This window comes from Streptomyces coacervatus, assembly GCF_029223485.1.
Lineage (GTDB): Bacteria > Actinomycetota > Actinomycetes > Streptomycetales > Streptomycetaceae > Streptomyces > Streptomyces coacervatus.
Genome location: NZ_JARHTP010000001.1, coordinates 170,232 through 192,524, shown reverse-complemented (window position 1 = coordinate 192,524; position 22,293 = coordinate 170,232). Strand labels below are relative to the sequence as shown.

The window sequence follows — 22,293 nt, the reverse complement described above, 5'->3', positions numbered from 1 at the left end:
AGGGTACCCGGCACCACATGAGCCCCGATGTCGACCTCACCGTCCCGAAGCCCGGCCCGCACCCCCTGCGCCACCGGCTGCTGGCGCTCGACAGCCGTCTCTTCGAGTTCGCCGCCGAGCGGAACTGGCCGGCCGCCGAGTCCGTGCTGCCCCGGCTGAGCCGGAGCGCCAACCACGGTGTGCTGTGGTTCGCCGCGGCGGCCGCGATGGCGGCGAGCCGTACCCCGCGGGCCCGCCGGGCCGCCGCCCGCGGTCTCGCCTCGCTCGGCCTGGCCTCGCTGACCATCAACACGCTCGGCAAGCGCTCGGTGCGCCGCCCCCGGCCCGTCCTGGATCCCGTACCGCTGGTGCGGCAGCTGAAGCGGCAGCCGATCACCACGTCGTTCCCGTCCGGTCACTCCGCGTCGGCGGCCGCGTTCGCGACCGGCGTCGCGCTGGAGTCCCCGGCCTGGGGTGCGGTGGTGGCCCCGGTCGCCTGGTCCGTCGCGCTCTCCCGCGTCTACACCGGGGTGCACTTCCCCAGCGATGTGCTCGCGGGCGCGGCCCTGGGCGCGGGCGCCGCCTTCGCCGTACGCGCTCTGGTGCCGACGCGCACCCGGCTCGTGCCGCCGGCCCGGCCCCGCGCCTAGGTCCTGTCGTCAAATTCCCGTCGTCCGCCCGGAGGGCGGGCCCGGCGGCGGCGATGGGGGTCCCCCCGGCTCGAGCGAAGCCGAGAGTGGGGGAGCGTGCGATCGCAAGGCGCCGGAGCGCCCTCGTGGCGGAGCCACGCGGGCGGTTCGGCAACGCGGCTGGGGGTCCCCCCACGCCCTTAAGGCAGTGGGGGAGTGCGTGCCAGACGCCGCCGGGCAGGCGGGAATTTGACGACAGGGCCTAGGTCCCGGTGCTGCCGGACGGCGCCGGGCTGGTGGTCGTGGCGAACACCGCCTCGGGGACCGCCGACCGGGTGCGCGCCCTGCAGGCCGGTCTGCCCGGGGCCGAGGTCGTGGAGTGCGAACCGGCCGACGTACGGGCCGAGTTGGCGAAGGCGGCCGCCCGCGCGCAGGTCCTCGGCGTGTGCGGCGGCGACGGCACGGTCAACGCGGCCGCCGAGACCGCCCTGCGGCACGACGTGCCCCTCGCGGTCCTGCCCGGCGGCACACTCAACCGCTTCGCCCACGACCTCGGCGTGGAGGGCGCCCGCGACCTGACCCGGGCCGTCCAGCGGGGCGAGGCCGTGAAGGTCGACGTCGGCCGCTTCGCCTGCGACGGCAAGCAGGGCATCTTCCTCAACGCCTGCTCCCTGGGCGCCTATCCGGAACTCGTGCGCGAACGGGACCGCTGGTCGAAGCGGATCGGCGGCTGGCCGGCCGGAGTGCTCGCGGCGCTGCGGGTGCTGCGCGCCGACCGGCACCCGCTGGAGGCGGAGTTCCGCGGCCGGGCGAGGCCGCTGTGGCTGCTGTTCGTCGGCAACGGCACCTACCACCGGATGGGCCTCGCACCCGGCCGCCGACTCGACCTCGCGGACGGCCAGTTCGACGTGCGGGTGGTGCACGGCGGCCGCCGGCCCGCGCTGCGACTGCTCGCCGCCGCCGTCGCGGGACCGCTCACCCTCCCCCACTCTCGGCTTCGCTCGAGCGGGGGGACCCCCATCCCCGCCCATGCGGCGGTCCAGGTCAACCGGCTGCACCTGACCGGTGTAGAGCCGGGCACGCTCCTCGCCTACGACGGAGAAGTCACCGAGGTGGACAGCGAGATCACGCTGGAGAAGCTGCCCGAGGCACTCACGGTGTACCGCCCGACCACGCCTTCCTGATACCCCGTCAGTCCACATGGCAATACTCGGGGTCTCATCATTCGACATGCAGGCGTACGGTGATTCCGTACCGTCGACACGTCGAACAGGGGAGTTCAGCCATGTCGAAGCCACAGGAGACCGCCGTCTACACACACGGACACCACGAGTCCGTGCTGCGCTCCCACACCTGGCGGACCGCCGCCAACTCCGCGGCCTATCTGCTCGGCTCCCTGAAGCCCCACATGAAGATCCTGGACATCGGCTGCGGCCCGGGCACCATCACCGCCGACCTGGCGGCACTGGTTCCCGAGGGGCACGTCACCGGCGTCGACCACGCGCCGGGGATCCTGGACCAGGCTCGGGCCACGGCCGCCGAACGGGGCCTGACGAACGTCGACTTCGCGGTCGCGGACGTACACGCCCTGGACCATCCGGACGACACGTTCTGCGTGGTCCACGCGCACCAGGTGCTGCAGCACGTCGGCGATCCGGTGCAGGCGCTGCGCGAGATGGTGCGGGTGACGAAGCCGGGCGGGTTCATCGCCGTCCGCGACTCGGACTACGCGGCCATGACCTGGTATCCCGCGTCCCAGGGGATGGACGACTGGCTGGATCTCTACCGACGGGTGGCCCGCGCCAACGGCGGCGAGCCGGACGCCGGCCGGCGGCTGAAGTCCTGGGCACTGCGGGCCGGACTCACCGACATCACCACCACCTCCGGCACCTGGACCTTCTCGACGCCGCAGGAGCGGGCGTGGTGGAGCGGGCTGTGGGCGGACCGGACACTGGCTTCGGCGTACGCGGAGCGGGCCACGGCGGGCGGGCACGCGACCGTGGAGCAGCTGCGGGAGGTGTCGGACGCCTGGCGGCAGTGGGGAGAGCAGGAGGACGGCTGGTTCAGCGTCCTGCACGGCGAGATCCTGTGCCGCAAGGAAGCCTGAACGACGGTCACGGCCCCTCCTCCACAAAGGAATAGGCCGCCCAGGGGCCGGTGAGTTCGACGTGCATTCCCGGTACGTCGTTCTTCGCCCGGTCCACCAGTTCCACGAATTCCTCGGAGTCGCCGCGCGGCACCAGATAGGCGGCGTTGAGCACGTTCCGGACCGGCGCTCCGGACGGCACGGAATTCTGCGGGGCGTGCAGCCGGGAATCCTCGGCGTACGAGGAGAGCGTCTTGTGCAGTCGGCTCGCGAAGGTCTCGGCCTGCTCCGCCGGCCTGACCGCTTCGGACGGCTCGGCTTCGGTGTACGCCTTGACGCCCCATTCCACCCGCCCGTCCAGCCGGTCGAGGGCGTGCCGGAAACCGTCCTCGCGCGCCTCCATCATGACCCGTACGCCGCTGTCGTCCCGGAAGACCGTGCCCAGCCGCAGGGGCAGGGGTGTGGTGACGGCGGTGAGCGCGTCGATCACGCTCTGGTGGAGGCGGGCGGTCCCGGTGAGCCAGTCCAGGTCCTCCAGATGCGCGCGGAGCGGGGCTTCGGCGAAGTCCTCCTCCGGCACATGGCTGACCACGGCGACGAGGCCGTGATGGGTCAGCTTTCTGGGCGGGTCGCCCGCCACGCCCGTCAGCTGGGCCTGCAGGGCCGCGCCGAAGGGCCGGCAGACGGCGTAGACGTACCGAAGTCCGGTCATGAGCCCTCCTCCTGGGAGCGGCCGGCCGCTCAGGCAACTCGACGGAGGCGACGGCGAGCCGCGGCTTGACGGTGAGGAGTTCAATGTCGAGCGGGCTGATCCGGTTCTTCAGTCTCCTCCTCTTCGGGCTTCGAGCAAGCCGTACGGCAGCGCCCCTCACCGCACGACCGCCCCCTCCACCAGCAGTTTCCCGGCCGCCGCGATCGACTCGGCGTCGATGCCCGCGGCGTGCAGCTGCTGGTCCGGGGCGGCCGAGCCCGGCATCGTACGGACGGCCAGGCGCACCAGCCGCGGCACGGGACGCCCGTCGAGGAACGCGTCCAGGACGGCGTCGCCGAGGCCGCCCTCCTCGTGGTGGTCCTCCACGGTGACCAGGCAGCCGGTGTCCTCGGCGGCCCGGCGCAGGGTGCGGCGGTCGACGGGCTTGACCGAGTAGAGGTCGATGACGCGGACCTGGATGCCGTCGCGGTTCAGCGCGTCGGCGGCGGCCAGCGCCTCGGCCACGGTGACGCCCGCCGCGACCAGGGTCAGCCGGTCGTGGGCGGACGAGCGCAGCACCTTGCTGCCGCCGATGGGGAACTCCTCCTCGGGGCCGTAGATCACCTTGCTCCCGCCGCGCGAGGTGCGCAGATACCGGACGCCCTCGCAGCCCGCCATCGCGGCGACGAGCTGCGCGGTCTGGTTGGCGTCGCACGGGTACAGCACGGTCGAGCCGTGCACCGCCCGCATCATCGCCAGGTCCTCCAGGCCCATCTGGGAGGGCCCGTCCTGGCCGATGGCGACGCCCGCGTGCGAGCCGACCAGGTTGATGCCGGCGCCGCTGACGGACGCCATGCGCACGAAGTCGTACGCGCGCGTCAGGAAGGCCGCGAAGGTGGCGGCGTAGGGCACCCAGCCGCGCGAGGCGAGGCCCACCGCCGCCGCGACCATCTGCTGCTCGGCGATGTAGCACTCGAAGTACCGGTCGGGGTGCTCCTTGGCGAAGAACTCGGCCCGTGTGGAGTCGCCGACCTCGCCGTCGAGGACCACGATGTCGCCGCGCCCGGTACCGAGCGCGGCGAGCGCCTGCCCGTAGGCGTCGCGGGTGGCGACCTCCTTCCCGTCGGTTCCCTTGTCCCAGCGGGGCAGTTCGAGGTGCCCGGCGCGCACGGCGTGCAGCATGCGGGTGGCGGTCGGCTCGTGGACGTGGACACGGAGGTCGCGGGGGCCGCCGAGTTCGGCGATCGCCTCGTCTGCGTCGGGCAGGGGCTTGCCGTGCAGTCCCTCACGGTCCTGGGCGGAGGCGACGCCCTTGCCCTTGAGGGTGCGGGCGAGGATCACGGTCGGCTGCCCGGTCGTCGAGACCGCCTCGCCGTACGCGCGGTCGACGGCAGACACGTCGTGCCCGTCCACCTGGACGGTGTGCCAGCCGAAGGCCCGGAAGCGGCGGGCGTAGGCGTCGAGGTCATGCCCGTGCCGGGTCGGTCCGCGCTGTCCCAGCCGGTTCACGTCGACGATCGCCGTGAGGTTGTCCAGATGCTCGTACGCCGCGTGCTCGGCGGCCTCCCAGATCGACCCCTCGGCCAGCTCGCTGTCCCCGCACAGCACCCACACCCGGTACCCACTGCGGTCAAGCCGCTTGCCGGCCAGCGCGATGCCGACGCCGACGGGCAGCCCCTGGCCGAGCGACCCGGTGGCCGTCTCGACCCATGGCAGCCTGCGCGGCGTCGGGTGCCCCTCCAGCCGGCTGCCCAGCTTGCGGAAGGTGATCAGCTCGCCGTCCTCGATGGCGCCGGCCGCCTTGTAGGCGGCGTAGAGCAGGGGCGAGGCGTGGCCCTTGGAGAGCACGAAGCGGTCGTTGCCGGGGTGGGCGGGCCGGTCGAAGTCGTAACGGAGGTGGTTCGCGAGCAGTACGGCCATCAGGTCCGCGGCGGACATCGAGGACGTCGGGTGTCCGGACCCCGCGGCGTCGGCCGCGCGCACACTGTCCACACGCAACTGCTGGGCGAGCTCGACGAGTTCGGCGGTGTTCATGAGTCTCCTTCCGCGGGGGTGTGGGGGCGTCACACGGACCGCACGATCAGATACGGGAAGTAGTCGGCCGGGTTCAGCAGGATGACGTCGTACGGAGCCTTCCGCGTCCCCCTGGTCAGAGCCGCCAAACGTCCGCCGGTTTCCGCTCCGGGCGCCGGGTACCCGGAGCGCACCAGCCCGCACGCCCGGGAGCCGCGATGAAACTCCACCGCCCCGTCGTCTCCGTCTACGGTGCACCCGTCGGCCGGGCCCGGCCACGGACTGACACTTCGGGCGGACGATGTGGAGGAGTACGGGACCGCCCGAAACGATCGGAAGCGATCTCCTCGCCCGGCCGCCCCAACTAGGCTCGTCCCCATGGACATTCTGGGAGCCACGCTGCGCGTATGCGTCGACGACCTGGAGACCGCGGTCCCCTTCTACGAACGACTCGCGGGCGGCAGAGCCCTCCGCTTCGAACGCGGTGGTGTCCAGGTGGCCGCCATCGGCTGCTTTCTGCTGATGAGCGGCCCCGCGGAAGAGCTGGACCTGCTGCGCAAGGTCTCCGCGACGATCGCCGTCAAGGACGTCGAGGAGGCCCACCAGGTGCTCAGCGGCCTCGGCGCGCACATCCTCGCCGGCCCGGTGGAGACGCCGGGGGGCCGCAATCTGCTCGCGATGCACCCGGACGGGACGGTGTACGAGTACGTGGACCGCAACCAGTAGTGGTCCCTACGCCTCCGGCGGCCGCATCCGAAAGTCGTAGTGCGCCGGGAGCGGCTCGTCGCTGAGCCTCGCCCAGAGGCGGCCGATGGCCTCCGCGCCCTCCCGCAGGTCGGCGACCTCGAAGCCCGCGCGGAAGAGGTCCCGCGCCGCCTCCGGCTGCCCCTCCGCGAGCAGCAGCCCGGCCTCGATCAGCCGGAACCGGCCGCGCTCCCGGGTCCCCGGATGCAGCCGCTCCCAGATGCCGCGCGCCTCGGCCGTGCGGCGTACGGCGAGCAGGGCCTCGATGGCCTCGCGGCCCAGCGCGGCCGTGGCCGCCGTCCAGGACGCGCCGTTGTCGCGCCGTTCGTGGCACAGGTCGTCGAAGGCGTCGGCGTACCGGTCCGCGGCCCGCTCGTGGTTGCCGCTCTCCTGGTCGGCGACGGCAAGACAGCGGAGCAACGGCCAGAGGGACGGGGCGAGTTCGAGGGCCCGCTCCCAGCTGCGCACCGCCTGCGCCCGGTCGCCGCCGTGCCACTGGGCGACTCCGAGGTGGTACTCGGTGAGCGGGGTCGCGGGCGCGGTCTCCAGCATGTCCCGCCAGTGCGGGGCGACCAGTGTCCCGCCGGGCGGCCGCACCCGGCGCGGCTCGGGGAAGGATCCGGCGCGCAGCAGTTGCAGCCAGGGCTCCTGCGCCTCGCCGAGCGTGCTCTCGCCGAAGGGAGTGCCGGGCAACTTCCAGTCGGCGCGCAGCACTTCGAGCGCGCCCCAGCCGGAGCCGACGGCGAGGACCTCACCGGGTTCGGTGTCGGCGTGCGGCTTCCAGGCGGCGTGGGCGGCGTCGACGTCGGCGCGCGGCAGGGCGGCTTCGAGGCGCGCTTCCACCGCGTCGGCGGCTTCCGGTGAGCTCAGCGGGCCGTAGGCCTCCAGCCACGACACCTCGCTCTCCGCCTCCAGCGGTACATGCTCCAGCTGGGTACGGGCGAGCCCGGCCTGGATCTCGCAGTAGCCACCCGCGCCGGGTTCGGTGAGCCACTGCTGCCAGCGGCGCCCGCCGGGCCCCTTCCCCCAGACGAAGAGCTTGCGTCCGCGCAGCAGATCGGTGGAGGTCTGCACCAGCCCGTGCCCGTCCTCGTCGAGGGCGGCGATCCAGCGACGTCGCGCGTCGGGCAGGTCGTAGAAGTAGTCGGCGACGTAAGGGAGTTGCTGTATCGCAGCGCACGACGGTGCGGGCACCTTCTGCAGACGCCGCTCGTACCCGAACTGCCAGGCCTTCTCCGCAGGCGCCAGCACCCGCCGCTCCTCGGGTACGGCGATGTTGGACCACCAGTAGGTCGGCACCGGCCGCTCGTGCGGGTTGCGGATGCGGACGCCGACGTAGAGGAAGTCGGAGTCCTCCGGCAGCCAGAGGTCGATCTGGAAGGGCAGGTCGCGCAGGCGTTCCCACTCCCACAGGCGGAGCATTTCGCCGCCGTCGGGGGCGGTGACGCGGGCGGCGTGCAGCGGGGAGCAGGAGAGGGTGGTGTGGCCGGTGGCGCCGATGTTCCACTCGATGCCGCCGGAATACCAGGCGCCGTTGAGGGCGAAGTTCGCGGGCTGGAACACCGGGTTGCGGTAAAGGAGTTCGCGGCCGGTCGGCTTGTGGAAGAGGGAGGCGACACGACCGCCCAGACCGGGCAGTACGGTGGCGCGCAGCCGTTCGTTCTCGATCACCAGGGCGTCGAGCTCCCGGGGCTCGCGCGCCCTGCCGTACCCGTCCCGGACCCGCACCGGCAGCAGGCTGCGCAGCGGCTCGTAGCCCGCCTGCCGAGCGATGTCCCGCGGCAGCTCGTCCCGGTCGCGGTCGTCGATGCGGTGGACCTCGTGCAGCAGCCGCAGCGGGGGCAGTGGATTGTCCGGCCCCAACTCCGCGGCGGGCAACGTCAGTACCTCACGTCGGATGGTCGTCACGATCACCATGGAAGCCGCTCGCCCATGAGCTGACCAGGGGACGTACCGGTCAGGATTCCGCAAAGCCGGACGGGAGCCCCGACCCGGCAGAGGTCAGCTTCGGGCCCGCATCTCGGCGGTGATCGCCCAGCGCTCGTGATCCCGCCAGGCCCCGTCGATGTAGATCATCTTCGGTGAGAAGCCCTCAAGACGGAAGCCGCAGGAGCGGGCCAGGGCGATCGAGGCGGCGTTCTGCGGCTGGGCGTTGATCTCCAGCCGGTGCAGTCGCATCGGCCCGAACGCGTACCCCACCACCAGGTCCAGCCCCTCCCGCATCAGCCCGCGCCCGACGGCATGCGCGAAGGCGCCGTAGCCGAGTGCACCGCACTGGAAGCCGCCCTCGACGATGTTGTTGATGTTGATGAACCCGGCGATGGCTCCGTCGCCCTCGGCGCCGCCCTTCTCGCAGACGAGGAACCCGGCCTTGGTCGGGTCCTCGATCAGCCGGCCCGCATACGCGGTGTACGCACCCGCGGTGTCCGGCGGGAACAGCCACGGGTGGTGCAGGTCCTTGCTCTCGCGGGCACGGGCGGTGAACTCGGCACCGTCCTCGTAGGCGAAGTGACGTATACCCACGCGGGGGCCTTCGGCAAGGAAACCGGATGCGGTGTGCGGCATCCCGCCACCCTACGGCGCCCCGAAGGGGCGCGGGGCTGTATCGATATGCGGCTCCGCCGCGTGGGCGCGACCAGCCACGACGATGCCGCAGCCAAAAGACGACCCTGGACCCCGTTACGCACGGTGCCGCCCACCCGCAGGGTGCCTCAGCCACCGAGCACGGGCAGCTCCAGCACCCCGGCGTCCCCCGGCGCACTGACCACGGTCACCCTCTTGATCCCCCGGTTGCCGAAGTACGCGTCGTCGCTCGCCGCGATCACAAATTGCAGCCGGTGCCCCTTCTGGTACCGGTGCACGATGCCCGGCAGGGTCACGGTGAAGCTCCTGGTCACGTCCGGCACCCGGACCGGTGCGACCAGCCGGTGCACCAGCGTCTTGGTGCCGTCGGGCGCGATGTCGTACAGCTTGGCGAACAGAACGAGCCGGTCGGCGGCATTGTCGGAGTGCCGGCTCCGCGCGGCCTGCGGGGAGACGACCCGGAGCGTGGCCCGGGGCGCGCCGACGACGTCGACGGTGCGGGTGAGCGGTTCGCCGGTCCAGCCCAGGTAGGTGCCCTCGGTGTCGAACGGCGCCGGGTCCTGCACCCCGGCGATCGCGGCCAGCGAGCTCTCCGAATGACTCGTCGGGGTCAGCCGATTGGCGTACGTACGGCTGCCGCGCGCCACCTTCGTGCTGTTGTCGACGAGCTTGCCGTCACCGGACAGGTAGAGCGTCCGACCGAGGGCGGGGAGACGGTCGGCCGTGGCGTATCTGTGGCCGGGGTCGGTGATCCAGTCGCGGTAGTAGGCGACGGCCGGTCCGGTGTCGGTGTGCTGCCTGCGCAGATAGCGGTCGAACCAGGAGAGGATCCGCCTGCCGACATAGCTTCTGTCCAAGTCGCCCTGGATCAGGTTGAGTTCACCGTCCGCCGGATCGGTGACTCCGCCGCTGTGCCCCCAGGACTGCCAGATCATCTTGGCGGGTGTGCCCTGGGCCTTGAGTGTCCTGTACGTCGCTGTCGCCTCGTTGAGGTTGAAGAGGCTGTCGACCTGCCCCTGGACCAGCAGGGTGGGTGCCTCGACCCGGTTCAGATACGACGCCGGGGAGACGCTGTGGAGGTAGGCGAGCAGCTCGGCGGTCGGGCCGGCGCGGTAGCTGCCGGAGTTCAGCGCGCGGATGGTGGCACAGACCTTGGTGACGAAATGCAGACAGGTGAGGGAGTTGATCCGGGACGGGTCGAGGTTCGGCTGTGCCAGCAGCTGCCTCTCGCCCATGAGGTAGAACCCGTTGGTCCACTGCCATTTGAAGGCACCGGGGACGGTGCCGTCGGCGTTGTTCGGGTCCAGTGCGTAGGCGAGGTTGTTCCAGGTGTTCAGGGGGACCAGCGCGTCCACGCGGTGGTCGACGGCGGCCGTCGCCAGCTGGATGGCCCCGCCGTACGAGCCACCGACCATGCCGACCCGCGGGTCGCCGGTGCCGTCCAGGGTGACGAAGTCGGCCCTGGTGCCGTCGTCGGCGGCGCGCTTCCCACCCAGGAAGTCGATCAGCCGGGAGGCGGCCGTGCCGTCGATGCCCGGGTCGTCGAGCGAGATCAGGCAGCCGGAGTTGCCGAAGCCGAGCCCGGAGTAGATCAGGGACACATAGCCGCGCGAGGCGAAGGCCTTGCCGATGCCGGCGGTCGAGTTCTCGGACTTGCTCCCGCCGAAGCCGTTGGTGGCGAGCACGGCGGGGGCGCGGTGGGCGCTGTCGACGCCCGCCGGGCGGTACAGGTCGGCGTCGACCGTGCAGCTGCGGCCGCCCGCCTGGACGGTGAACTTCAGTGCGGTGACGCTGTATCGGCCTGCTGCGGCCACGGGAGCGGTGAGTGCCTGGGGGGCGGCGAGCGCCGCGCCCAGGGCGAGGGCGAGCGGAGCTCGGGTTCTGAACACGCGTCGGGACACTGAGACCTCCACACTCAGGGGCCTCCAACTCAGGACAGCCCTCCTTACCGACCCGTAAGTTATGACCGGTTGTCATGGTGTGACACGTGTCAACCATGGTCAATCGCCCAGACGAGTGTTCCTGACGGATATTCAGTGAATACGGTTTCAGCGGAGGGCGGGCCGGTCGAGCGTCAAGGTACCCGCGTCGGCGTCGAGCTCGGCCGTCGCACCGAAGGGGATGGTCAAAGCCCCGGCACAGTGGCCGAATCCGAACTCCTCGACGACGGGGACTCCGAGGCCGCCGATCCTGTCGACGAGGACGGGACGCAGCGCCTCGTAGGGACCGCACCTGTCCCACGAACCGAGCGCGACGGCGGCGACACCGTCGAGCCAGCCGGTGCGCAGGAGTTGGGTGAGCATCCGGTCGATGCGGTACGCCTGTTCGCCGACGTCCTCGATCAGCAGCAGGCCGCCGCGGGCGCCGGCCCGGGCGTGCGGCGTGCCGAGGTCGGAGGCGAGCAGGCTCAGGCATCCGCCCAGCGTGACGCCCCGGGCCCGGCCGGGGACCAGCGCCGTGCCGCCGGAGGTGACGGTGCGGACCGACTCGGGAGCGAACAGGGTGGCCCGCAGGTGTTCCTGTGCCCGCGCGTTCTTGATGAAGTCGACGCCCGCGGCCGCCGGCCCGTACAGCGTGACCAGGCCGAGCCGCGTGGCGAACGCCTGGTGCAGCACGGTGACATCGCTGAAGCCTACGAACACCTTCGGCCCGGCGGCCCGCATCGCCTCCCAGTCGAGCAGATCGACCATCCGCTGTGCCCCGTACCCGCCCCGGGCGCACAGCACCGCGTCCACCGACGGGTCGCACCAGGCGGCCTGCAGATCGGCGGCCCGGTCGGCGTCCGTGCCCGCCAGATAGCCCAACTCCCCGTGCCGGTCCAGCACATGGGGTGCCACCACCGGGTCGAGGTCCCACCCCCGCAGCACATCGAGCCCGGCCTGCACCCGCTCCTCCGGCACCGGCCCGCTGGGCGCGACGACGGCCACCCGGGCGCCGGGGGCGAGCCGGGACGGCCGCAGGAGTTCTCTCATTTGGTCAGCTCCAGGATGGGGATGGAGTGCGGATTCAGCCCGAAGACCTGGGAGTACAGGGAGAGTTCGGACTCCAGGACCCGGATCATGGTGTCGGCCCGCCGGAATCCGTGCCCCTCCCCCTCGAAGGCGATGTAGGCGTGCGGCACCCGTCTGCCCTCCATCCGTGCCAGGAACCGTTCGCACTGCGCGGGCGGGCAGATCACGTCGTCCAGGCCCTGCAGCAGCAGAAAGGGCGCGGTGATGCGGTCGGCGTGCTCGACGGGCGACCGCTCCGTGTACCGGCCGGGCACCTCGGCGCGCGGCCCGACCAGGGTCTCCAGGTACTGCGACTCGAAGTCGTGGGTCTCCCCCGCGCCCCAGCCGGCCAGGTCGAGTACGGGATAGATGATCGTGCCGCAGGCGTAGACATCGGTGGCGGCGAGGGAGGCGGCGGCGGTCCAGCCGCCCGCGCTGCCGCCGCGGATCGCGAGGCGGTCGCGGTCGGCGGTGCCCTCGTCGGCGAGGGCGAGGGCGACGGCCGCGCAGTCCTCGACGTCGACCACGCCCCACTGCTCGCGCAGCCGGCCCCGGTACTCACGCCCGTGCCCGGTCGAGCCGCCGTAATTGACCTCGGCGACGCCGATGCCCCGGGAGGTGAAGTAGGCGATCCCCAGGTCGAGCACGAGCGGCGCCCGGCTGGTGGGGCCGCCGTGCGCCCAGACGACGTACGGCGGAAGCTCGTCGCCGGGCGAGACGCAGCGGGGGTTGTGGGGCGGGTAGATATGCGCGTGGATGTCGCGTCCGGCCGGTCCGGTGAAGGTGCGGATCTGGGGCTCGGGGTAGCAGGCGGGGTCCACGGAGTCCTCGTGCTCGGCGCCGATCACGCGGGCCCGTCCCGTGCGGCTGTCGAGCTCGACCACCTCGTAGCCGGTGCGCGGGCTGGCCCCGACGGCGACCACCCGCTCGCCGTGCACCGCGAGGGTGGGCCCGAACTCGGTCCACGGACCGGCCGCGTCGACGACCTCGCCGGTCTCCGGGTCCAGTATCCCGAGCACGGTGGCGCCCCGGCCGTGCACGACGGCGATCAGGCCGCTGTCCAGCGGGGCGAACCAGCTCTGCCCGAGCTTCCACAGCGGCCCGCCGAACTCCTCCTCGCGCGGGCAGAGCGGGGTGCCGTCGCGGTAGAGGTTCCACCAGCCGGTGCGGTCGCTGGCATGGAGGAGGGAGCCGTCTGGGGCCCAGTCCACCTGGGCGATCGACTCGTCCGGTCCCCCGGCGACCGTACGCGCCTGCCGCAGGGTGCCGTCGTCACCGACGTCGGCGACGATCAGCTCCGTGCCGTCCCATGGCATACGGGGATGGTCCCAGGCCAGCCAGGCCGCGCGCCGCCCGTCGGGCGAGAGGCGGGGACCGGTGACGAACCGGTGCCGGTCGTCGGTGAGTTCGCGTACGGCATCCCGGTCCTGGGCCGCCGAACCGTCCAGCGGCACCGCAGCCAGAACGCGGCGCACATCGGTGGGGCCGTCACCGGTGAACTCCTCCAGCACGCACCACACTTCACCGCGCCCGGGCAGCAACTGCGGCTCCACCCAGCGCAGTCCGCCGCCCACGAGGGAGACGGGGGTCAACGGCTGTGGTTCGCCGTCGAGTTCGTACCGGTAGAGCCGCTGGTCAGCGAAGTTCACGAACACCACGAGCGGCCGGCCGTCCACGACCGTCCCGGCCCAGGGCTGTCCGCCGTACTCGATGACGCGGCTGCGGACGTTCCAGGGTGCGGGCAGCACCTGCTCCTGCCGGCCGTCGGCACTCCGCCGCACCAGGGTTCGACGGCCGCCCTCGGCGGGCCGCGGCTCGGTCCACCACGCCTCGTCGCCGACGAAGCCGACGTACTCGGGGTGCCCGTCGTGCGTAGCGGCGAGCGCCGCGTCGATGGGCGAGGGCCAGGAACCGTACGGCAGCGTCTGCACGTTCTCCCCCAACTCGCCTAGGCCGTCCGCAGATAGCGGTCGAGGACGCGGACACCGAACTGGAGCGCCTCGACCGGGACCCGCTCGTCGACCCCGTGGAACATGGCCCGGTAGTCGTAGCCCTCCGGCAGCTTCAGCGGTGTGAACCCGTAGCCGGTGATGCCTAGCCGCGCGAACTGCTTGGCGTCCGTGCCGCCCGACATGCAGTACGGCACCACGTGCCCCTCGGGCGCGAACTCCTCGACGGCGGCACGCATCTTCGCGTACGTCGGCGAGTCCACCGGCGCCTGGAGGGCCACCTCATTGTGGTGGAACTCCCACTCCACGTCGGGTCCGGTGAGCCGGTCGAGGGTCGTGCGGAACTCGTCCTCGCCGCCGGGCAGATACCGCCCGTCGACGTACGCGACGGCCTCCCCCGGGATCACGTTGACCTTGTAACCGGCGTCCAGCATGGTCGGGTTGGCGCTGTTGCGGACGGTGGCCTCGACGAGCTTGGCGGCCGGGCCGAGCTTCGCGAGCAGCCGGTCCACATCGTCAAGGCCGTCCTCGATGCCGTACAGCGCGGCGAGTTCGTTCAGGGCCGCACGCACGGTCGGAGTCGGCCGCAGCGGCCACTGGTGCTCACCGATGCGGGTGACGGCGGCGGCGAGGCGGGTGACGGCATTCTCCCGGTTCACCTGGGAGCCGTGTCCGGCGCGTCCGCGCGCGGTGAGTCTCAGCCAGCCCGTACCGCGCTCACCGGCCGCGATCGGATAGATCTGCCGCCCGCTGCCGTCGTGGAACGTGAAGGCCCCCGCCTCGCTGACACCCTCGGTACACCCCTCGAAGAGCCCCGCGTGCCGATCGGCGAGGAACCCGGAGCCGTCCCGGGCACTGTCCTCCTCGTCGGCGGTGAACGCGACGACGATGTCACGCCGGGGCCGCACGCCCTCCCGCGCCCAGCCCCGTACGACGGCGAGGATCATCGCGTCCATGTTCTTCATGTCGACCGCACCACGCCCCCAGACGACCCCGTCATGGATCTCCCCGGAGAAGGGGTGCACGCTCCAGTCCTCGGCCCGGGCCGGCACGACGTCGAGATGACCGTGGAGGAGCAGGGCGTCGGCGGACGGGTCGGTCCCCTCGATACGGGCCACGACATTGGCCCGCCCCTTGGTGCGCTCCAGGAGAGCGGGTTCGAGTCCGGCCCCCGCCAGTTGCTCGGCCGCGTACTCGGCGGCGGGCCGCTCCTGGCAGTCGCCGCCGCCGCGGTTGCTGGTGTCGATACGGATGAGGTCGGAGGTGAACCGGACTACCTCGTCCAGAGCCTGCTGGTCAGCCATACTGCTCCTCCACTGCGGCCGAGACGATCGTGGTGACCGCCTTGAAGGTACGGATCCCCTCGTACATCGTCCCGCTGGTGTACGCCACCTTCCGCTCCCCGGTCCGGCCGACGCCCGGCACGACGGTGGCGGCCATGGCGAGATGCTCGGCGTCGAATTCGAGGGCGACGGTGAACGGCCCTGCCTGGACTGGCTGGTGACGCACCGCCAGCCGCGCCGCCTCCTTGGCGGCGGCCCGGACGTCGGATGCGGTCCTGGCCGGGGTGCGGCACACGGCCGCGTACCGCGACACATGGTCCTTGACCGCGACCTTCAGCGCCTCGGGCGCGTACCCGAGGGCGTCCTCGCAGGCCACGTCGTCACCCGTGACGAGGACGACGGGCACCCCGTACTCGGCGACGACGTGTGCGTTGAGCAGCCCCTCACTGGCCCGTACGTCGTTCAGCCAGACCCCGGTGATGGAGTTGGCGAGGTAGGTGTGGGCGAGGACGCCCTCCATGCCGGCGCCCGCGTGATAGCCGACGAAGGCGATGCCGTCCACGTCGCCGTGCTGCACGCCCTCCACCATGGAGAGGGACTTGTGCCGCCCGGTGAGCATCTCGGTGCGCTCGTCCAGCCGTTCCAGCAGCAGATTGCGCATGCTCCAGTGGGCCTCGTTGACGAGGACCTCGTCCGCCCCGCCGTCGAAGAACCCCAGCACGGCGGCGTTGACGTCCGAGGTGAACATCGAGCGGCACCGCTCCCACTGCGGTGTCCCCGGCAGCACGTCGGCCGGCCAGGTCACCCCAGTGGCACCCTCCATGTCGGCGCTGATCAGGATCTTCATGGTCCGTCACGTTACGCGCCACGAGGGGAACGGGCCAGGAAGCCAAGGAGTCAGAGCGCGCGGCCGAACAGCTCCAGCAGCGCCGCCCAGTGCCGCTCGGTCGCCTCGGCGCTGTACATCGCGGTGTCGGCCTGGGTGAAGCCGTGATGCGCCCCGCCGTACACCTCGCCGCGATGACGGACCCCGGCCGCGGTGAGCGCCTTGTCGAGGCGGTCGATCTGTTCGGCGGGGTTGGTGGCGTCCTGGTCGGCGTGGCCGAAGTAGAGCTCGGCGGTGATGCGGTCGGCGAGCAGGTGGGGGCTGTCGGGGGCGTCGGTCGCGAGGTACGCGCCGTGGAAACCGGCTGCGGCGGCGACCCGGTCCGGGTAGGTGCCTGCCGTGCGCAGGGCAAGGCCCGCACCCATGCAGTAGCCGGTGACGCCCGCCGGACCGTCGGTGGTCAGCGGGGACTCTGTCAGCCAGTCGAGGTAGACGGCGGCGTCCCGCATGGCGGCCTCCGGGGTCAGGGTGCGCGCGTGCGGGCCCAACTGCTGGATGATCTCCGGGCGTTCGGCGGGGTTGATGAACTCGGGGAGTTCGACGAGCGGTGCGCGGCCGGAGCGGTGGAAGACATTGGGGACCAGGACCGTGTAACCGGCCGAGGCGAGGCGGTCGGCCATCGACATCAGGTGGGGGCGCAGGCCGAAGGCGTCCATGTAGAGCAGGACGGCGGGGTGTGCTGTGTTGTCGTCGGGGTGGGCGAGGTAGGCGTCTGCGGTTCCGTCGGGGGTCGGGATGTCGACGGATGTTCCCTGTACGGCGGTCATGGGACGGTGTCTCTCAGTTCTCTCGGGTCGCGGCGTCGGTCAGTTCCTTCACACGGGCGGCGGAGACCGGGATGCCGGGCGTCTCGAAGAACCAGCGCGCGCCGTCCTCCTGGCTCAGCCCCTCCGGCCGCTCCGCCATGTACGGCTGTACGTACACCGGGGTGTCCGGCTGGCTGCGCCAGCTGTCGGCGAGCGTGCCGATGTCCACCGCGTCGTAGCCGAGGAGATCCAGCAGCTCGGCGGCCTCCGCCTTGGCCGCCGGGTCGTCTCCCGCGACGGGCAGGGCGCTGCGGTCGGGGGCGCCGGCCGGGCGGGCGCTGGTGAACAGCCGCCGGAAGTCGATGTTGTTGAACGCCTTGACCACCCGGGAGCCTGCCAGCTGCCGCTGCACCAGGGCGCTGGAGGTCAGCTCGCCCGCATCCAGCTCGCCGAGGCGGCCGTCGCGGTCCGGGTAGTAGTTCATCGTGTCGATCACCGTCCGGCCCGCCAGAGCGTCGGCAGGGAGGCGGTCGTAGGCCTTCAGGGGAACGGTGGCCACGACCAGGTCAGCGGCGCGTGCGGCCTCGGCGGGCGTGGCCGCACGGGCGTGTGCACCCAGCTCGCCGACAAGATCGGCGAGCGTCTCGGGGCCGCGCGAGTTGCTGAGGACGACATCCAGTCCGGCGGCGACGGCCAGCCGGGCCACCGCACCGCCGATCATGCCGCTGCCGATGATTCCAAGAGTCCTGCTCACCGTGGCGCACCTCCGCGTCGTATGTGAAACTGAGTGTCACGCTAGCCACTGGGTTTCGACACTGCAAGCCAGGGTCGGCGGAAGGTTAGGATCGGCGAGTGACCGGAGCAGCGCGCACGAAGACGAGGGACATCGCCCGGGCCGCCGTGCGGGCCGAACTCGCCCAGGTGGCCTTCGAGTTGTTCCGCCGGGAAGGCTTCGACAAGGTCACCCTCGACGACCTGGCGGCGGCCGCCGGGGTGTCCCGCAGCACCTTCCTGCGCTACTTCGGCACCAAGGAGGACGCGGTCCTCGGCGCCTTCGAGGGGCAGGACCGGCGGGTCGCCGACGCCCTGCGTGCCCGCCCGGCCGAGGAGGACGAGTGGACGGCCCTGCGGCACGCCCTGGACACGGTGATCGAGCGGTATCGCGTGGACCCGGCCGGCTCCCTGGAGACGACCCGGCTGGTCCGCGACACCCCGGCCCTGTGCGCCCGGCACCTGGAGAAGCAGTACAGCTGGCGCCCCGCCCTGTCCGGGGCCCTCGCCGAACGCGCCGGTACCGACGGGCCGACGCTCGCCCAGTCGGTACGGGCTGCCGCCGCCCTGGACTGCCTGAACGTCGCCCTCGACCACTGGCTCGCCTCGGACGGCCGCCTGAACCTGGTCGAGCTGCTGGACGAGGCGTTCGCGTCGCTCGCGGCGGGGTGATCAGAGGGGGACGGCGATCGCGTTGAACGTCGTCTCCGGTGTCTGCGGGCTGGTGAATCGGGCGTTGACCAGATACAGACGACCGCCGAACTGAGCGGCAGTCGTGGGGACGTCGAAGCGCGGGTCGGTGATCGTGCGGCGCAGGGTGGCCGTGGTGGCCCTGGCGTCGAGGTCGAACACGCTGATCAGGTTCAGGCGGTTCTGTACGACGTAGAGCGTGCGGCCCATGCGCCACAGGCCGTCGCCGTTGACGACCGTGTCCGCGCCCACCAGGGATATCTCCGTGGCGTACCCGGTCCTGAGGCTGACGTTGTACAGCTTGCCGGGCGTGCTGCTGACGACGATCAGGCCGTGGCCGTCGGGGGTGGGGACGATGCCGTTGGCGTTGGTGACGTCGGGCGTCTGCACCCAGTCGCCGGTCAGCGGCAGGGCACGCACCTCGCCGTCGCGGCCGCGCGGTACGCCGTACAGGACTGCGTCGCGCGAGTCGGTGAACCAGGCGCGGTCACCGAGCAGGGCGACGTCGTTGATGAAGTGCCCGGTTTCTTCGGTCAGTTGCTGCGTGGTCAGGAGGCGTACGGCTTGCTGCCGATCGTGATGCCTTCGGGGAGCCAGCCGTCGGGGAGCGGGTGGGGGGCATGAGCGAAGGCCTCCATGGCATCGGTTTCGTTGACAACTGCCGCAACAACTACGTTGGCCATTCGGCGAGTTGACAACGAACCGGTGCCTCTGGGGGTTCCCTGAACCCCGACCACCACCCCCGTCACATGGCGCGCCCGGCCACCAGCCACTTCGACGGCAGCTCGATCCGGTTGCCGTCAGGTCCGAACTCCGTGGTGGCCAGCGGGAGTTCACCGCTCGCCAGGACGGTGAGACCGGCCGCACGCAGATATTCGGGCACGGCGTCGTCGGCCACTTCACCGGGGGCGATGCCGTGCTGGAAGATCGGTGCGAGCTTGGGCGGCGGTCCGGTGGGGCTCTGCGCCAGACCCATCAGCAGGGGCTTGGCGGCCTCGGAGAGTTCGACGAGGAAGACCCGGCCCCGCTCGCCGACGAGCGCGGCGAGCCCGTCCACCATGGGCTGTCTGTCGTCCGGTTCGGCCTGGTGGAGGACGCCGCGCATATAGACGTTGGCGTCGCCGAGTTCGGCGTGCAGCGTCTCCGTCTCGCTCTTCTCGACGGCGTCCAGCACGCGGTACGTCGCCTGCCCTGCGGGGTCGGCGTGCTGGGCGTGGTCGAGGGCGGCGGCGGACAGATCCGCGCCGACGACGCGCCTGAAGCGGTCGGCGAGGAAACGGGTCTGGGTGCCGTTGCCGCAGCCGAGGTCCACCATCGCCAGACCGGGGTCGGCGAGGTGCGGCTCGAACAGGCCCAGGTGTATGCCGACGGTCAGGGCCGGCTCCGCGTCCCAGAACACGGCCCCCTGCTCCTCGGGGGCCTCACGCCAGAAGCCCTCCCAGGCCTCCCGGTACCGACTCGTCACGCTCATGACCGACTCCCCAGGGTGCGACGTACGGGTCCGTCTCAAGTGACGGGCGAGTACGGTCTACCGCGCCCTGGTCACGGCTACAAGCGCGTCGCGCATTCCTTCACTCCGCATTCGAGCGGCGTGCGCCCCCGGGCGCCTCTCACGCCCCTGGTGTGCGGTCAGCGCGTCCCTGTTGTGCGGTCAGCGCCGGGGCAGGGTCAGTTCGAACCAGACGGTCTTGCCGGCCTTCGTACGGCTGGTGCCCCACTCGCGGGCGAGGGCGCTGACCACGCGCAGTCCGCGCCCGAACTCGTCAGTCGGACCGGCGCTGCGCAGGGTCGGCAGGTCATGGTCGTCGTCGTCCACTTCGCACAGCAGGGTGTCGCCGCGGACGAGCCGCAGTTCGACGGGGCGGCTGTGGGAGTGCCGTACGGCGTTGGTGACGAGTTCGCTGACCAACAGCTCGGCGTTGTGGGCGAGTTTCGCGAGCCCCCAGTCGTGGAGCTGCTCGCGGACGACGGCACGCGCGCGGCCGACCTCGATCGGGTCGAGGGCGAGGCGCCACTCGGCGACGTCGTCCGCCTCGACGCCGTTGAGCCGGGCCATCAGCAGGGCCACGTCGTCCTTGCGGCCGCCGCGCGTGTTGAGGGCGCGGATGATGGAGTCGCAGGCGTCGTCCATGGACGCGGCCGGGTGGGCGGCGGACTCGCTGAGCGTCGCGAGGCCCACACCGATGTCCTCGCCGCGCACCTCGACCAGTCCGTCGGTGCACATCACGATGCGGTCGCCGGGCTCCACGCGCACGCGTACCGCTTCGAAGGGCACTCCGCCGACGCCGATGGGCGCGCCCGTCGGCAGATCGAGCAGCTCGCTGCGGCCGTCCTCGGCACGGACCAGTACGGGCGGGATGTGCCCGGCGTTGGCGATGTGCAGCTCGCCCACGATCGGGTCGTAGACGGCGTACAGACAGGTCGCGAGGTAGGTGTCGCCGAGGCGCTGCGCGAGGTCGTCGAGGTTGCGCAGAAGCTGGGCGGGCGGCAGGTCGAGGGCGGCCATGGTCTGCACGGCCGTACGCAACTGGCCCATCATGGCGGCCGAGTTGAGGCCGTGCCCCATGACATCGCCGACGACGAGGGCGGTGCGGGCGCCGGGGAGCTTCACCGAGTCGAACCAGTCGCCGCCGACCCGGCCCAGCAGCGTGCCCGGCAGATAGCGGGTGGCGATGTCGCAGCCCGCCATGCGCGGCGGGATGTGCGGCAGCATGCTGTCCTGGAGGGTCTCGGCGACGCTCTCCTGGTACGTGTACATGCGCGCGTTGTCGAGCACGAGGCCTGCGCGGGCGGCGAGTTCGGCGCCGGTGACCCGGTCCATGTCGTTGAACTCGACGCGCTCCGGGTGGCGCAGCAGGATCATGAAGCCGAGCACCACATTGCGTGCTTTCAGGGGCACGATCAGCATGGAGCGGTTGTTGATGAGCGGCCGGATGTCACGCTTCTCGAACTGCGAGGCGATGGCGTGGCCCATCTCCTCGCTGATGCGCGGTACGAGGACGGGCTGGCCGCTGGTCATGCACTGGAAGAACGGCGTGTGCGCCGGGAACGGCATGGCCTCGCCGACCGGCACGACGTCGTCCCAGCGGCCGGGTTCGTCGGTGTGCTCGACGGCGACCCGGTGCCACATGGTGGTGGTGTCCGGAACGCCGTCGGGGAACCCCTCTCCGGCGACGACCTGTTCGCGCAGATAGGTGCCGGCGACGTCCGTGAAGCGCGGCACGACGGCCTTGCTGACCTCGATGATGGTCCGGGAGAGGTCTAGCGAGGTGCCGATCCTCCCGCTGACCTCGTTGAGGAACTCCAGGTGTTCGCGTACGGCGGCGTACTCGAGGTCCTCGCCCTCGTCGGCGAGTTCCCGTGACACCGGCAGGCCTTCGGCCGCCGCCCGCGCGGCCCGCTCACGACGGGCCCTGCGCTCGACGCGCCGTGGCACACCCCAGTCGGGGGTGACGGGCACCCGGTCGTTCTGGCTGAACTCCAGTACCGGATAGCCCAGTTCGAGGACTTGCGCGACGATGCGGGCGCTTTCGTCGACGCTCATGCTGGGCAGGATCTCGGGCAGCCGGCGGGCCAGTTCCTCGGCGCCGGGGAAGTCGGTGTGCAGGGCGAAGCCGGGCGCGATCCGCTCGAACGCCAGGTCCCCTTCGCTGCCGTCGGGTTCGTCCTGGCGGAGTCCGGCGGTGTCGGCGGCGAGCACCAGCAGCCGCTCGTATCCCGGGCCCACCAGGGGGTACGCCCACCACAGCACATCCACGCGCGCGTGGGCGTCGTCGCGGTCGGGGACGGTGAGGCGGGCGCGGCCGGCGGCCGGGTAGGAGAGCCTGCCGTCGAGGGATGATTCGAGGTCGGGGCCGAGTCCGTCGTACGCCGCGTACGCCCCGTACGGGGTGATGTCCTCGTCCTCCTCCGGCAGTGCGCCGGAGACGGGCAGCAGGTCGACCGCCGAGCGCCCTATTGCGTCGTCCTTGGGGACTCCGAACAGCCGGCCCGCGCCCCTGCTCCAGTGGGAGACAAGGCCGTCACGGTCCACCACGACCACGGCCAGCGGGATACGGCCGGCCGCGGCGAGCTCCGTCGCCGCGCCGTTCCCAGCTCCGAGGCTGGGAGGTGCGTCCCTCTCAATGCCACGGTCGGTGCCATTTTCCATGGCCCGGACCCTCCCTCCCCACGGCTCCGCAAGATCTGTGCCGCCTGCTCAACCGTACGGCTCCGGCCGGTGGTGATGTGCGGCAATGCGGGAATTGGTACGG

18 protein-coding genes and 2 pseudogenes are annotated in these 22,293 nt (G+C 71.8%); 5 read left to right on the top strand and 15 right to left on the bottom strand.

Features of this window, described 5'->3' with window-relative positions; translation table 11 throughout:
- Positions 1–17 precede the first annotated feature (17 nt).
- From P2Q00_RS00900 to P2Q00_RS00890, 3 genes and pseudogenes are all read left to right on the top strand, one after another.
- Positions 18–626, top strand: a pseudogene (locus P2Q00_RS00900) (phosphatase PAP2 family protein); the annotation flags it as partial.
- A 239-nt stretch (positions 627–865) separates the two neighbouring features.
- Positions 866–1,792 (top strand): annotated as a pseudogene (locus P2Q00_RS00895) (diacylglycerol/lipid kinase family protein); the annotation flags it as partial.
- Between the two features lie 101 nt (positions 1,793–1,893).
- Positions 1,894–2,715, top strand: coding sequence for a class I SAM-dependent methyltransferase (locus P2Q00_RS00890; RefSeq protein WP_275768511.1), 822 nt, complete (start codon positions 1,894–1,896; stop codon positions 2,713–2,715).
- Positions 2,716–2,722: 7 nt separating this feature from the next.
- Here P2Q00_RS00890 and P2Q00_RS00885 read toward each other — a convergent pair whose 3' ends face one another.
- From P2Q00_RS00885 to P2Q00_RS00875, 3 genes are all read right to left on the bottom strand, one after another.
- On the bottom strand, positions 2,723–3,406 hold the full coding sequence (locus P2Q00_RS00885; RefSeq protein ID WP_275768510.1) for a GvpL/GvpF family gas vesicle protein: 684 nt from the start codon (positions 3,404–3,406) through the stop codon (positions 2,723–2,725).
- Between the two features lie 156 nt (positions 3,407–3,562).
- On the bottom strand, positions 3,563–5,419 hold the full coding sequence (locus P2Q00_RS00880) for a transketolase (protein ID WP_275768508.1): 1,857 nt from the start codon (positions 5,417–5,419) through the stop codon (positions 3,563–3,565).
- 29 nt (positions 5,420–5,448) lie between these two features.
- The gene (locus P2Q00_RS00875) at positions 5,449–5,628 is read right to left on the bottom strand and encodes a hypothetical protein (protein ID WP_275768506.1); all 180 of its coding nucleotides are present in this window, start codon (positions 5,626–5,628) and stop codon (positions 5,449–5,451) included.
- 148 nt (positions 5,629–5,776) lie between these two features.
- Between P2Q00_RS00875 and P2Q00_RS00870 the strand changes: the two genes are divergently transcribed.
- Positions 5,777–6,124, top strand: coding sequence for a VOC family protein (locus P2Q00_RS00870; RefSeq protein WP_275768504.1), 348 nt, complete (start codon positions 5,777–5,779; stop codon positions 6,122–6,124).
- A gap of 6 nt (positions 6,125–6,130) precedes the next feature.
- Here P2Q00_RS00870 and P2Q00_RS00865 read toward each other — a convergent pair whose 3' ends face one another.
- The 9 genes from P2Q00_RS00865 to P2Q00_RS00825 all read right to left on the bottom strand — a co-directional run bounded on the left by P2Q00_RS00865 (position 6,131) and on the right by P2Q00_RS00825 (position 17,333).
- Positions 6,131–8,059 carry a DUF5107 domain-containing protein gene (locus P2Q00_RS00865; protein ID WP_275768503.1) on the bottom strand — a complete coding sequence of 643 codons (1,929 nt, stop codon included), beginning with the start codon at positions 8,057–8,059 and terminating at the stop codon, positions 6,131–6,133.
- A gap of 84 nt (positions 8,060–8,143) precedes the next feature.
- On the bottom strand, positions 8,144–8,707 hold the full coding sequence (locus P2Q00_RS00860; protein ID WP_275768502.1) for a GNAT family N-acetyltransferase: 564 nt from the start codon (positions 8,705–8,707) through the stop codon (positions 8,144–8,146).
- Between the two features lie 146 nt (positions 8,708–8,853).
- Positions 8,854–10,626, bottom strand: coding sequence for a CocE/NonD family hydrolase (locus P2Q00_RS00855; RefSeq protein WP_275768501.1), 1,773 nt, complete (start codon positions 10,624–10,626; stop codon positions 8,854–8,856).
- Between the two features lie 147 nt (positions 10,627–10,773).
- On the bottom strand, positions 10,774–11,697 hold the full coding sequence (locus P2Q00_RS00850; protein WP_275768499.1) for a S66 peptidase family protein: 924 nt from the start codon (positions 11,695–11,697) through the stop codon (positions 10,774–10,776).
- On the bottom strand, positions 11,694–13,658 hold the full coding sequence (locus tag P2Q00_RS00845) for a S9 family peptidase (protein ID WP_275768497.1): 1,965 nt from the start codon (positions 13,656–13,658) through the stop codon (positions 11,694–11,696). The genes P2Q00_RS00850 and P2Q00_RS00845 overlap by 4 nt, the downstream gene beginning before the upstream one ends.
- A gap of 5 nt (positions 13,659–13,663) precedes the next feature.
- Entirely contained in the window at positions 13,664–14,968 is a 1,305-nt protein-coding gene (locus P2Q00_RS00840; RefSeq protein WP_275768496.1) for a M20/M25/M40 family metallo-hydrolase, read from the bottom strand.
- A complete protein-coding gene (locus P2Q00_RS00835; protein ID WP_275768494.1) occupies positions 14,961–15,794 on the bottom strand; it encodes a M55 family metallopeptidase in 834 nt (277 codons plus the stop codon). The genes P2Q00_RS00840 and P2Q00_RS00835 overlap by 8 nt, the downstream gene beginning before the upstream one ends.
- 50 nt (positions 15,795–15,844) lie before the next feature.
- The gene (locus P2Q00_RS00830) at positions 15,845–16,600 is read right to left on the bottom strand and encodes a dienelactone hydrolase family protein (protein ID WP_275768493.1); all 756 of its coding nucleotides are present in this window, start codon (positions 16,598–16,600) and stop codon (positions 15,845–15,847) included.
- Between the two features lie 13 nt (positions 16,601–16,613).
- The gene (locus P2Q00_RS00825) at positions 16,614–17,333 is read right to left on the bottom strand and encodes an NADPH-dependent F420 reductase (RefSeq protein ID WP_275768492.1); all 720 of its coding nucleotides are present in this window, start codon (positions 17,331–17,333) and stop codon (positions 16,614–16,616) included.
- A gap of 98 nt (positions 17,334–17,431) precedes the next feature.
- Between P2Q00_RS00825 and P2Q00_RS00820 the strand changes: the two genes are divergently transcribed.
- Positions 17,432–18,022 carry a TetR family transcriptional regulator gene (locus tag P2Q00_RS00820; protein ID WP_275768490.1) on the top strand — a complete coding sequence of 197 codons (591 nt, stop codon included), beginning with the start codon at positions 17,432–17,434 and terminating at the stop codon, positions 18,020–18,022.
- Here the strand turns inward: P2Q00_RS00820 and P2Q00_RS00815 are convergent, their stop codons facing one another.
- The 3 genes from P2Q00_RS00815 to P2Q00_RS00805 all read right to left on the bottom strand — a co-directional run bounded on the left by P2Q00_RS00815 (position 18,023) and on the right by P2Q00_RS00805 (position 22,190).
- Complete coding sequence (locus P2Q00_RS00815) at positions 18,023–18,460, bottom strand: SMP-30/gluconolactonase/LRE family protein (protein WP_425579680.1); 438 nt, start codon at positions 18,458–18,460, stop codon at positions 18,023–18,025.
- A gap of 325 nt (positions 18,461–18,785) precedes the next feature.
- Positions 18,786–19,511, bottom strand: coding sequence for a class I SAM-dependent methyltransferase (locus P2Q00_RS00810; RefSeq protein WP_275768488.1), 726 nt, complete (start codon positions 19,509–19,511; stop codon positions 18,786–18,788).
- Positions 19,512–19,691: 180 nt separating this feature from the next.
- Positions 19,692–22,190 (bottom strand): SpoIIE family protein phosphatase, encoded by a 2,499-nt coding sequence (locus tag P2Q00_RS00805; RefSeq protein WP_275768486.1) that lies wholly within the window; start codon positions 22,188–22,190, stop codon positions 19,692–19,694.
- Positions 22,191–22,293: the final 103 nt, after the last annotated feature.

Coding starts and splice junctions, on each gene's coding strand:
- P2Q00_RS00890 (WP_275768511.1), top strand. CDS start 1,894: ATGTCGAAGCCACAGGAGACCGCCGTCTACACACACGGACACCACGAG.
- P2Q00_RS00885 (WP_275768510.1), bottom strand. CDS start 3,406: ATGACCGGACTTCGGTACGTCTACGCCGTCTGCCGGCCCTTCGGCGCG.
- P2Q00_RS00880 (WP_275768508.1), bottom strand. CDS start 5,419: ATGAACACCGCCGAACTCGTCGAGCTCGCCCAGCAGTTGCGTGTGGAC.
- P2Q00_RS00870 (WP_275768504.1), top strand. CDS start 5,777: ATGGACATTCTGGGAGCCACGCTGCGCGTATGCGTCGACGACCTGGAG.
- P2Q00_RS00865 (WP_275768503.1), bottom strand. CDS start 8,059: ATGGTGATCGTGACGACCATCCGACGTGAGGTACTGACGTTGCCCGCC.
- P2Q00_RS00860 (WP_275768502.1), bottom strand. CDS start 8,707: ATGCCGCACACCGCATCCGGTTTCCTTGCCGAAGGCCCCCGCGTGGGT.
- P2Q00_RS00850 (WP_275768499.1), bottom strand. CDS start 11,697: ATGAGAGAACTCCTGCGGCCGTCCCGGCTCGCCCCCGGCGCCCGGGTG.
- P2Q00_RS00840 (WP_275768496.1), bottom strand. CDS start 14,968: ATGGCTGACCAGCAGGCTCTGGACGAGGTAGTCCGGTTCACCTCCGAC.
- P2Q00_RS00835 (WP_275768494.1), bottom strand. CDS start 15,794: ATGAAGATCCTGATCAGCGCCGACATGGAGGGTGCCACTGGGGTGACC.
- P2Q00_RS00830 (WP_275768493.1), bottom strand. CDS start 16,600: ATGACCGCCGTACAGGGAACATCCGTCGACATCCCGACCCCCGACGGA.
- P2Q00_RS00810 (WP_275768488.1), bottom strand. CDS start 19,511: ATGAGCGTGACGAGTCGGTACCGGGAGGCCTGGGAGGGCTTCTGGCGT.
- P2Q00_RS00805 (WP_275768486.1), bottom strand. CDS start 22,190: ATGGAAAATGGCACCGACCGTGGCATTGAGAGGGACGCACCTCCCAGC.